Here is a 9,922-nt window from a genome sequence, read left to right on the forward strand (position 1 = left end):
CCGCGAAAGCGGGGACCTCCGTTTTGGGATCGTGCCGGAGGCGAGAAAACACAGGTTCCCGCTTTCGCGGGAATGACCCGGTGGGTGTGGTACTCATCGAGCAAACAGCAAAGATGCACCCGTGAACCTGCCCGAGACCATCCACCCCGCGCTCGCCGCCGCCCTCGTCGCCCGCGGCTACGACACGCTGACCCCGGTCCAGCTGAGCGTGCTCGAACCTGAGGCGGCCGACCGCGACCTGCTGGTCTCGGCGCAGACCGGCTCGGGCAAGACCGTGGCCTTCGGCATGGCCATCGCCCCGACGCTGCTCGGCGAGGCCGAACAGTTCGACCGCGCCGCGGCGCCGCTGGCCCTGCTGATCGCCCCGACCCGCGAGCTGGCCATGCAGGTGCAGCGCGAACTCGAATGGCTCTACGCTGAGGCCGGGGCGCAGATCGCAGCGGGTGTCGGCGGCATGGATATCCGCACCGAGCGTCGGGCCTTCGAGCGCGGCGCCCACATCGTCGTCGGCACCCCCGGGCGCCTGCGCGACCACATTTCGAAGGGCGCGCTCGACCTCGGCAATATCCGCGCCATCGTGCTCGACGAGGCCGACGAGATGCTCGACCTCGGTTTCCGCGAAGACCTCGAGTTCATCCTCGATGCCGCCCCCGAGACCCGCCGCACCCTGATGTTCTCGGCCACCGTGCCGCGCGCCATCGCCGATCTGGCGAAAACCTTCCAGCGCGACGCGCTCCGCCTCGTCGCCACCAGCGCGGGCGAGCAGCACGCCGATATCGAGTACCAGCAGATCGTCGTGCGCAACGACGAGCGCGAGCATGCCGTCATCAACATGCTGCTGCTGCACGACAGCTCCAACACCATCGTGTTCTGCCACACCCGTGAATCGGTGAAGCACCTCACCGCCCGCCTCGCCAACCGCGGCTTCCCGGTCGTGGCGCTCTCGGGCGAACTCACCCAGGCCGAGCGCACCAATGCGCTGCAGGCCATGCGCGACGGCCGCGCCCGCATCTGCGTCGCCACCGACGTCGCCGCCCGCGGCATCGACCTGCCCAATCTCGATCTTGTCATCCATGCCGACGTGCCGAGTAACCCCGAAACGCTGCTGCACCGCTCCGGCCGCACCGGCCGCGCCGGCCGCAAGGGCATCTGCGCGCTGATCGTGCCGGTGCACCGGCGCAGTGCCGCCGCCCGCGTACTGCGCGCCGCCAATCTCGATTCATCGACCCGCGGTGCCCCCACCATCGCCGAGATCGATGCCCGCAACCGCGAGCAGATCCTCGCCCAGGCCACCGAGATGAGCGTGCCGGACGAGGCGGAAGCCGCCTTCGCCGCCGAACTGCTGTCCCGCCTGACCCCCGAGCAGCTCGCCGCCGCCTACATCCGCCGCGAACTCGCCGCCCGTCCGGCGCCCGAGGAAGTCTCCGAGCAGTCGGTCGGCGCCTTCACCGAGAAGGCCGCCCGCCGCGACAAGCGCTTCCCCGACGATCGCCCTGAAGCCTCCGGCCCGCGCGAAAAAGCCCCGCCGATGGAAAACGGCCGCTGGTTCACGCTGTCGCTCGGCCGCAACCGCCGCGCCGATCCCAAGTGGCTGCTGCCGATGATCTGCAAGGCCGGCGACGTCACCAAGCGCGACGTCGGCTCGATCAAGATCCTCGACAACGAGACCCGCTTCGAAATCTCCGCCGACCAGGCCGATGCCTTCGCCGCCGCCATCGCCCGCACCGGCGGCGTCATCGAGAACGGCATCACCGTCGCCGCCTCCGGCGCACCCTCGGCACCGCCCAAGAAGAGCTACAATCGCGACAGCGCCCCGCGCTTCAAGCCGCGCGACGAAGCCCCCCGGCCGGCACGCGACGACGGCCCGCGCTACAAGGTGCGCAGCGACAAGGGCGCCAAGCTCGCGACCCGGCCCGCGCGCGAGATCACGCCACCGGTCAGCGAAGCCGCTCCGGCAGCCCGGGAACCCGTGCTGTTCAACAGGAAGTCCACGGAAAAGCCCAAGGCCAATCCCAAGGACAAGGGCAAGCCGAAATACAAGAACCGCACAAAGCACGAGCCGCCCGCCGCAGCCGGCGCCGCGCCGCGCAAGCGGAAGCAGCAGGGCTACGACCCGCTCGGTTGACGCCCGGCAGCGCCTGCCCCATCCTCCCGCCGCATCTGGGGGAGGAAACCATGCCTTACGTGCGAGTTGAGATTACCGACGGCGCGACGACCGAACAGAAGCGGGCCATCTCCAAGGGCATCACCGACGTGCTGGTGAAGGTGCTCAACAAGAACCCCGAATACACCTTCGTCGTCATCGACGAGGTGGACTCCGACAACTGGGGCCACAAGGGCGTTCTCGTCTCAGACATCCGCAAACAAGAGGCGAAGGCCGCGGCCAAGAAGCCACCCAAGGTGGTCAAGGTCAAGCTCAAGGCGAAAGCCGCAAAGCCTACGACGAAGAAGGCCTGAGCCGATGCCCGAAATCCTTGTTCACATCGTCGAAGGTCGCTCGAAGGAATCGAAGAAGGCGCTGATGAAGGACATCACCGACGCGGTGGTGAAGAACTTCAACGTCCCCGCCGAGCGCGTCGTGGTGCAGATCGTCGAAAGCCCCAGGGACAGCAAGTCGAGGGGCGGCGTGCCCTTCGACGAGATGTAGCGCTAGTGGGGGTATTCGCAGCCCTCGGAGAAGCCCTCGCCGCCGCAGCCATTGTCCACCGGCGCGTCATCCTCGTCCTTCACCAGGCTCTCCGGCACGTTGTTCACGAACCCCTGGTTGAAGCACTGGCGCGCCTGCTCCACCCAGAACTCCCGCATCAGCGGCGTCTGCACCTGGGCATAGGTGAACGCCTCCCGCAATGCGCGGCGCTGGTCGCCTTTCGTATCCTCGGCCGCCCCGATGAGGGTCGATTCCGCGAGGTCATACGAGCCGATCTCGCAGGTGCCGTCGAGCGTCACGCACTCGTTCTTGAGGTTGCACAGCAGCACCGCGCCATGGAACAGCAGCACCTCGGTGCCCTCGGCGCCGACGTTGAAATCGAACGCCGTACCGCGCACCCCGATCGTCCCCGTCGGCGTCTTGATGATGTAGCGGTCCTTGGCCGCGCCGCCGGTCGCGAAGCGGAACGTCCCCGCCAGCGCGTTGATCGCGAACTTCCCCGCCGACTGATCGTCGCGCAGCAGATAGTCCTCGATCACCAGCGACGAGTTCGGCCCGACCACCAGCTCGGTCTTGTCCGAGAACTTGATCTGCACCTGGCCCTCTGGCCCGGTCTTCACGTTGTCGCCGATGGAGATATCCGCGCCCACCGTCAGCACGCGGAGCTTTCCCGCCGTTTCGGCCTCCGCCGAAGGATCGACCCCCAGCGCCGTCCCGCTTGCCGCCAGCGCCGGCGCGCACGCCAACATCACCGCCAACCCGGCAGCCACCGCCAGACCCCTGAAATCGCGCATCCCACTGCCCCCAAACCGGCTGTCCGGTCACGTCCCGGCGCCAATCGCTTGCCGACGTAACCGGATATGATTATTGCTCAAAATACGAAACTGCGTGCCACGTGCCTAGCGTCCCGGGCCGTGACGAGTCAATTGTAAGGGGCAGGCCAAACCGGCATCGACAGCGGCAACTGTTGCACCCGCGCCAGCATTGCCGATTTGTAACGCTCAATAACGCGAAATTTGATGGAACCTTTTGCGGTTTCACGTAACGTGATTCCCGGGGGCTCCGGTCATGCGGGGCCAGTCCGCGCCGAGCGTCAGCGCATCTCGAAAAAAGGTAAAGTAGGAGCCATGCTGTTCCGCTTCGCTGAGGTCGTGTCCGTCCTCACGCTCGTCGTTGCTTTTCTCATTGCCAAGCACATCCCGGTCGTCAACGAACTGCCCTTGGCGCAGATGACCGGCATCGTCTGCTTCCTCTTCGCCATCTTCCTCAGCCTCCGCATCTATAACGCCGAGCTGAAGAAGATTCGCGCCGAAGAGTAGGGCCAACGGGTCCGGGTGGACTCATCCGGCCCCATCCAGACGCGATGTCGTCCCGGGGAATGCCGGGACCCGACTCTCTGCCGCCCAGGCGTCGGAGGGTGCGGCCGCCCGCGCTACAGGATGAAGTCCCCCGCGGTCAGCGTCATGTGGCCCCACAGCTGCACCTCGAAGTCCGCGACCCCGTCGCCGTTCGTATCCCCCGAAACGACGGTCACATCCGCCACCCCGTCTGAGAACGTCTCGAACGCATAGTGCAGCTCTCCAGCAGTGCCGCTGAACGCGGCATCGCCGATGAAATCGAATGCCTGGTTGCTGGCGTGCTTCTCGTTGGCGTCCATCATGCCGAAATGCAGCGTGTCCTCGCCTAGCTTGAAATCGTAGAGATAGTCGCGATTGGCAGCCCCGACGCCGGAATCCTCCTTGCTGGCAAAGTCGAACCGGTCCCGGCCCTGGCCGCCCGTCAGGTAATCCTGCCCGGTCCCGCCATTGATGAAGTCGTCGCCCCCGCCACCGTCCAGCCGGTCGAAGCCGCCGAGCCCCTTGAGCAGGTTGCCGCCGGCGCTGTCGGTGAGGTCGTTGTAGCCGTCGTTTCCGGTTAGCGGGCGTCCGCCATACGGTTTTTGCTGCACCAACCCTTCGATATCCGGGTGGTCGACGAGGCTGAAGGCGTTCCAGGTCATGATCCTGTCCTCGCCGCCCGTGTCGATGATGGTGTCGCTCATGTCGTCGTAGAGGCCGTAATAATCGTTGCCTTCCCCGCCCTCGAGGATGTCCGCGCCCGCGCCGCCGAACAGAAAGTCCGGCCCCCCAAGGCCCAGGATGTGGTCGTCGCCGCCGCGGCCGGCAATGATGTCGTCGAGTTCGCTTCCGATCAGTGTTTCGGACGCCGGCGTACCCTCGATCTGCATAAATGTGGCTCCCCTCATCTATTGATCCAGGGTCCGCCCCCGCCCCCGATCCGGGAACGGAGCCAATTGCATGGGTGCGATGCCGCGCGGGCATGGCTCGCCCGGATTTCGCCGTCCCGGCGGACCGATTACCGGCGATCGCTGCCTATCTTTGCGGCATCCGCCCCCGCTGCGTAGGTAATCCGGCCCGCCGACTGGGCAATCGTCCACCCTGTCGCCGCCCGTGGCCGCATGGTAAATCCTCCGCCATGAACGCCATCACCGCGCCCCGCACCGCCCGCTCCGTCTGCCCGCACGATTGCCCGTCGACCTGCGCGCTCGACGTCGAGCTGATCGACAGCAACACCATCGGCCGGGTGCGCGGCGCCAAGGACGATCCGTACACCGCCGGTGTCATCTGCGAGAAAGTCGCCCGCTACGCCGAGCGGATTCACCACCCGAATCGGCTGCTCCATCCGCTTCGCCGCACCGGCAAGAAGGGCGCCGGCGAGTGGCGCCAGATCACCTGGGACGATGCCTTCGAAGAGATCGTCGCGCGCTGGCTGGAGATCGAGGCGACCGACGGGCCGGAAGCCATCTGGCCCTATTTTTATGCGGGGACCATGGGCCACGTGCACCGCGACGGCATCGAGCGGCTGCGCCACGCGCGTAGCTATTCGCTGCAATACGACACCATCTGCACTGGCACGGCCTGGCCCGGCTACATCGCCGGCACCGGCCTCCTCACCGGACCCAACCCCGAGACCATGGCCGAGAGCGATTGCGTCGTCATCTGGGGAACCAATGCGGTGGCCACCCAGGTCAACGTCATGACCCACGCCATTCGCGCCCGCAAGGAGCGCGGCGCGAAGATCGTCGCCATCGACATCTACCGCAACGGCACCATGGAGCAGGCCGACATGGCGCTGGTGGTGCGCCCCGGCACCGATGGCGCGCTGGCCGTCGCCGTGATGCACATCCTCCTCCGCGACGACCTAGCCGACCGCGCCTACATGGCCCGCTACACCGATTTCTCCCCCGAGTTCGAAGCGCATCTCAAGTCCCGCACGCCAGAATGGGCCGCCGCCATCACCGGCCTCACGGTCGAGGAAATCGAGGCCTTCGCCCGGCTCGTCGGCACCACGCCGAAAACCTATTTCCGCCTCGGCTACGGCTTCACCCGCCAGCGCAATGGCTCCACCGCCATGCACGCCGCACTCTCCATCCCGGCGATGACCGGCGCCTGGCAGCATCGCGGCGGCGGCGCCTTCCACTCCAATTCGGGCGCCTGGAAGCTCGATAAGTCGATCATCCTCGGCGCCGATCTCGGTCCCGGCGGGCGCGAACTCGACATGAGCGAGATCGGCAAGGTGCTGACCGGCGACAGCAAGGCTTTGAAGCACGGCGGCCCGGTCAAGGCGCTGTTCATCCAGAACACCAACCCGATGAACGTCTCTCCCGAGCAGGGCCTCACCCGCGCCGGCTTCGAGCGCGAGGACCTCTTCACCGTCGTCCACGAGCAGTTCATGACCGATACCGCCAAAATGGCCGATATCGTCCTCCCCGCGACGATGTTCCTCGAGCACAACGACTACTACCGCCGCGGCGGCCACACCCGCGTGCTCTACGGCCCCAAGCTCGTCGACGCGCCGGGCGAGTGCCGCTCCAACTTCGAAGTCGTCAACGAGCTGCTCCGCCGCCTCGGCACCGAGCACCCGTCATTGCAGATGACCGACCGCGAGATGGTCGCGGAAACCTTCCGCCGTTCCAGCTTCGGCGAACTCGACGAGATCGAGAAGACCGGCTTCGTCGAAAGCAATATGCCCGACGAAGAGGCCCGCTTCGGCAACGGCTTCGCCTGGCCCGACCGCCGCTACCGCTTCGCCCCCGACTGGGACGCCGTGGCCCGGCTCAAGGGCTACACCTGGGTCTGCGACCCCTCCGAAATGCCCCGCTTCGCCGACCACTGGGACGTCACCGAGCGCATCGACGCCGAAACCCCGTTCCGCCTCGCCACCAGCCCGTCCCGCAGCTTCCTCAACTCGAGCTTCGCCGAAACCCCCGGCAGCCAGAAGCGCCAGCCGGAGCCCACCGTCTTCGTCCACCCCGCCGACGCAGCCGCCCTCGGCATCGCCAATGGCGACCCCATAACCCTCGGCAACCGCCGCGGCGAAGTCGCGCTCAAAGCCATCTTCTTCGCCGGCATGCAGCGCAACGTCCTCATCGCCGAAGGCATCCACCCCAACTCCGCCCATCGCAACGGCCAAGGCATCAACACCCTCATCGGCTCCGACCCGGTCCGCCCCTTCGGCGGCGCCGCGTTCCACGATACCTCGGTGTGGCTCAGGCGAGGGTAGGGCATGGTGAGGGGGCAATCCCACCCACCGGCCCCATCTCCCCCTCGGCGGGGGAGAAAGCGAAATCTTAGGTTTAGCCTCTTGGCTAAGCCTTAGATTTCGCAAGAGAGGGGTGCGGAGCCACCGTGCCTCCAAGGCTTAGCAAACGCCAAGCCCATGAGATCGCTTCTCCTCCGCCACGGGAGAGATGACCGAGCGATCACGTCCTCAGGCATACCCCTGCCAGAAAAACCACCCCGTCAGCCCAATCCCGTAAACAAGCACCAGCCCCCGGATCAGCCCCGTGGGCACCCGCTTGGCCAGTCGCGCCGCCACGTACCCGCCGATCGTCACCCCCACCAGCGCGATCGAGCCGTGGTACCAGTCGATCGCCCCGGACAGCGCGAACCGCACCACGCCCACCACCGCCACCAGCGCCGCGATCCAGAGCTTCAGCCCGTTCATCGCATGGATGTCGGTGAACCCCGCCAGCGCCAGGAACGCCAGGAGCAGCACCCCGAGCCCGGCATTGAAGAAGCCGCCATAGACGCAGATCGCCGCGAGCAATACGAGCAGCAGCGCCGCCCCCACCCGCCGCCTGCGTCCCCCACTGCCGGCCCGCGCCCGGATGAACTCGTTGATCCGCCCGCCAAATGCGAAAAGCACCACCGCAAAGCCCATCAGCCACGGCACCACCAATGTGAACGTGGCATTCGACACCCTGAGCAGCAACTCGGCGCCCACGTAGCCGAAGATCAGCGCCAGCATGGAGTAGGTGATCAGTCGCTCGCGATATTTGGCGATATCGCGCCACAACCCGATCGCCCCGCTGACATAGCCGGGCAGGCTCGCATAGGTGTTCGACGCATTGGCGATCACGGGCGGCACTCCCGCGAACAGCAGCGCCGGAAACAGCACGAACGAGCCCCCGCCCGCCAACGTGTTGATGGTGCCGGCAACAAGCCCGGCGATGAGCAGCAGGAGTTCGGTCATGCTCGCTTACCTATCCCGCCACCCGCCCGCCCTCCAACGCAAACTCGTGATCCCCGCCATAAGCGTCTCGAATAGGATGCTGCATCGGCACGTGGGGTCCCCAAAACTCGATGCCCATCTCCCCCCTTGGCGGGGGAGAAAGCGAAATTTCAGGTTTAGCCTCTTGGCTAAGCCTTAGATTTCGCCAGAGAGGGGGTGCGGAGCCACCGTGCCTCCTACGGCCCCTCCCTTGAAATTTCTAAGGCTTAGCCAAGCCCAAGAAGGTCGCGGCCCCGAGTTGACAAACCCACCCCCATCGCCCACATCTCGCCCCGGCTGCTGGCGCCTGCCGCTCGCCGGGGAAACCCGATGGTAAAGTCCAGCCGCGGAAGCTCCGCGTCCCCCTCATGATCGCTCCCTTCTCGAGGCGGTTCATGGCAAGGCGAGCCCCATGAAGTTATCCGCCTCTCTTGAAGAGGACCGACATGACCTTCTCTCTCGATACCCCCAGTGCCGCCAGCCTCAAGGCCGAGGCCAAGGCCTTGCGCGCCGAGCGCGCCCTCAACGGCGCGCCGCTCACCCAGGGCGCCGCGCTCGAGGAAATCGCCCATCGCCACGGCTATCGCGACTGGAACACCGCCTCGGCGGCGCTGCCCGAGCGCATCGCCACCCCGGTGCAGGTCGGGCAGCGCGTCAAGGGCACCTACCTCGGCCAGCCCTTCGCCGGCATTGTCATGGGCCTGCAATTGCTCGCCGATATGAACCACTACCAAGTGGTGGTGAAGTTCGATCATCCGGTGAACGTGTCGAAATCCGAGCTGATGGGCCCGATCTACCGCCAGCGGGTCCGCGCCACGATTGACCTGCGCGGCATATCGGCCTCCCGCACCAGCGACGGCGAACCGCACATGCGCCTGCAGCGGGCCTGAGAGGCCGGGCGCAACAATCTTCCAACGGCGGGGGCATCCCCGCCGTTGTCATACCTCCGCATAGGTTGTCTTCCATCGGCAAGTGACGATATAAGAACGTCTTTCGCGGTGGCGCTCCGTCACCACCCCTGCAGCAGCACGGAACCACCAATGACCACCCAGACCCTGCCCATCGACCTCTATTACACAGCCACGCCGAATGGCCGGAAGATCACCATCATGCTCGAGGAACTCGGGCTCCCCTATGCGATCTACCCCATCAACATCGGCCGCGGCGACCAGTTCAAGCCAGAATTCCTCGCCATCTCGCCCAACAACAAGATCCCCGCCATCGTCGATCCCGAGGGCCCCGAGGGCAAGCCCGTCTCGATCTTCGAATCCGGCGCAATCCTCAAATATCTGGCCGAGAAGTTCGGCCAGTTCTACGGTACGAGCTGGCTGGAGCGGATCAAGATCGACGAGTGGCTGTTCTGGCAGGTCGGCGGCTTCGGCCCCATGCTGGGGCAGAACAACCACTTCTCGCGCTACGCGCCCGAAAAGATTCCCTATGCCATCAAGCGCTACCAGGACGAAGCCCACCGGCTCTACCGGGTCCTCGATACACAGCTGCAAAAGCAGGCCGCGCTCGGCAAGGACTACGTCGCCGGCGACTACTCGATCGCCGATATCGCCATTTACGATTGGTCGCGCGGCTCGGACAACCACGGCATCGACATCGCCGAGTTCCCGACCTTCGCCGCCTGGCGCCAGCGCGTCACCGATCGGCCGGCGGTGAAACGCGCCCTCGCCATCACGCTCGACCAGAGCCAGAACATCAGCGCCGCCACCGACA

General features: G+C 66.2%; 10 protein-coding genes. 7 read left to right on the top strand and 3 right to left on the bottom strand.

Going from position 1 to position 9,922, the window contains the following annotated elements; translation table 11 throughout:
* Positions 1 to 121 precede the first annotated feature (121 nt).
* The 3 genes from JWQ89_RS16685 to JWQ89_RS16695 are packed head-to-tail and all read left to right on the top strand — an operon-like array spanning position 122 to position 2,647.
* Positions 122 to 2,125, top strand: coding sequence for a DEAD/DEAH box helicase (locus JWQ89_RS16685; RefSeq protein ID WP_299642805.1), 2,004 nt, complete (start codon positions 122 to 124; stop codon positions 2,123 to 2,125).
* A 50-nt stretch (positions 2,126 to 2,175) separates the two neighbouring features.
* Positions 2,176 to 2,457, top strand: a complete 282-nt coding sequence (locus tag JWQ89_RS16690) for a 4-oxalocrotonate tautomerase family protein (RefSeq protein WP_366144018.1) — start codon at positions 2,176 to 2,178, stop codon at positions 2,455 to 2,457.
* 4 nt (positions 2,458 to 2,461) lie between these two features.
* Positions 2,462 to 2,647, top strand: coding sequence for a tautomerase family protein (locus JWQ89_RS16695; RefSeq protein WP_299642806.1), 186 nt, complete (start codon positions 2,462 to 2,464; stop codon positions 2,645 to 2,647).
* Between the two features lie 2 nt (positions 2,648 to 2,649).
* On the opposite strand, the gene JWQ89_RS16700 is transcribed toward JWQ89_RS16695, so the two are convergent.
* Entirely contained in the window at positions 2,650 to 3,441 is a 792-nt protein-coding gene (locus JWQ89_RS16700) for a FecR family protein (RefSeq protein WP_299642807.1), read from the bottom strand.
* 333 nt (positions 3,442 to 3,774) lie between these two features.
* On the opposite strand from JWQ89_RS16700, the gene JWQ89_RS16705 reads away from it, so the two are divergent.
* Positions 3,775 to 3,966, top strand: a complete 192-nt coding sequence (locus JWQ89_RS16705; protein WP_299642808.1) for a hypothetical protein — start codon at positions 3,775 to 3,777, stop codon at positions 3,964 to 3,966.
* Positions 3,967 to 4,079: 113 nt separating this feature from the next.
* Here JWQ89_RS16705 and JWQ89_RS16710 read toward each other — a convergent pair whose 3' ends face one another.
* A complete protein-coding gene (locus tag JWQ89_RS16710) occupies positions 4,080 to 4,874 on the bottom strand; it encodes a M10 family metallopeptidase C-terminal domain-containing protein (protein ID WP_299642809.1) in 795 nt (264 codons plus the stop codon).
* Between the two features lie 248 nt (positions 4,875 to 5,122).
* Between JWQ89_RS16710 and JWQ89_RS16715 the strand changes: the two genes are divergently transcribed.
* Positions 5,123 to 7,210 (top strand): molybdopterin-dependent oxidoreductase, encoded by a 2,088-nt coding sequence (locus tag JWQ89_RS16715; protein WP_299642811.1) that lies wholly within the window; start codon positions 5,123 to 5,125, stop codon positions 7,208 to 7,210.
* 207 nt (positions 7,211 to 7,417) lie between these two features.
* On the opposite strand, the gene JWQ89_RS16720 is transcribed toward JWQ89_RS16715, so the two are convergent.
* Positions 7,418 to 8,182 (bottom strand): sulfite exporter TauE/SafE family protein, encoded by a 765-nt coding sequence (locus JWQ89_RS16720; protein WP_299642813.1) that lies wholly within the window; start codon positions 8,180 to 8,182, stop codon positions 7,418 to 7,420.
* 464 nt (positions 8,183 to 8,646) lie between these two features.
* Between JWQ89_RS16720 and JWQ89_RS16725 the strand changes: the two genes are divergently transcribed.
* Positions 8,647 to 9,090 carry a glyoxalase superfamily protein gene (locus tag JWQ89_RS16725; protein ID WP_299642814.1) on the top strand — a complete coding sequence of 148 codons (444 nt, stop codon included), beginning with the start codon at positions 8,647 to 8,649 and terminating at the stop codon, positions 9,088 to 9,090.
* 150 nt (positions 9,091 to 9,240) lie between these two features.
* The coding region (locus tag JWQ89_RS16730) for a glutathione S-transferase N-terminal domain-containing protein (protein ID WP_299642816.1) at positions 9,241 to 9,922 on the top strand (682 nt) is incomplete at its 3' end.

This window comes from Devosia sp. (genome assembly GCF_028290645.1).
GTDB lineage: Bacteria > Pseudomonadota > Alphaproteobacteria > Rhizobiales > Devosiaceae > Devosia_A.

Coding starts and splice junctions, on each gene's coding strand:
- JWQ89_RS16690 (WP_366144018.1), top strand. CDS start 2,176: ATGCCTTACGTGCGAGTTGAGATTACCGACGGCGCGACGACCGAACAG.
- JWQ89_RS16695 (WP_299642806.1), top strand. CDS start 2,462: ATGCCCGAAATCCTTGTTCACATCGTCGAAGGTCGCTCGAAGGAATCG.
- JWQ89_RS16700 (WP_299642807.1), bottom strand. CDS start 3,441: ATGCGCGATTTCAGGGGTCTGGCGGTGGCTGCCGGGTTGGCGGTGATG.
- JWQ89_RS16705 (WP_299642808.1), top strand. CDS start 3,775: ATGCTGTTCCGCTTCGCTGAGGTCGTGTCCGTCCTCACGCTCGTCGTT.
- JWQ89_RS16710 (WP_299642809.1), bottom strand. CDS start 4,874: ATGCAGATCGAGGGTACGCCGGCGTCCGAAACACTGATCGGAAGCGAA.
- JWQ89_RS16715 (WP_299642811.1), top strand. CDS start 5,123: ATGAACGCCATCACCGCGCCCCGCACCGCCCGCTCCGTCTGCCCGCAC.
- JWQ89_RS16720 (WP_299642813.1), bottom strand. CDS start 8,182: ATGACCGAACTCCTGCTGCTCATCGCCGGGCTTGTTGCCGGCACCATC.
- JWQ89_RS16725 (WP_299642814.1), top strand. CDS start 8,647: ATGACCTTCTCTCTCGATACCCCCAGTGCCGCCAGCCTCAAGGCCGAG.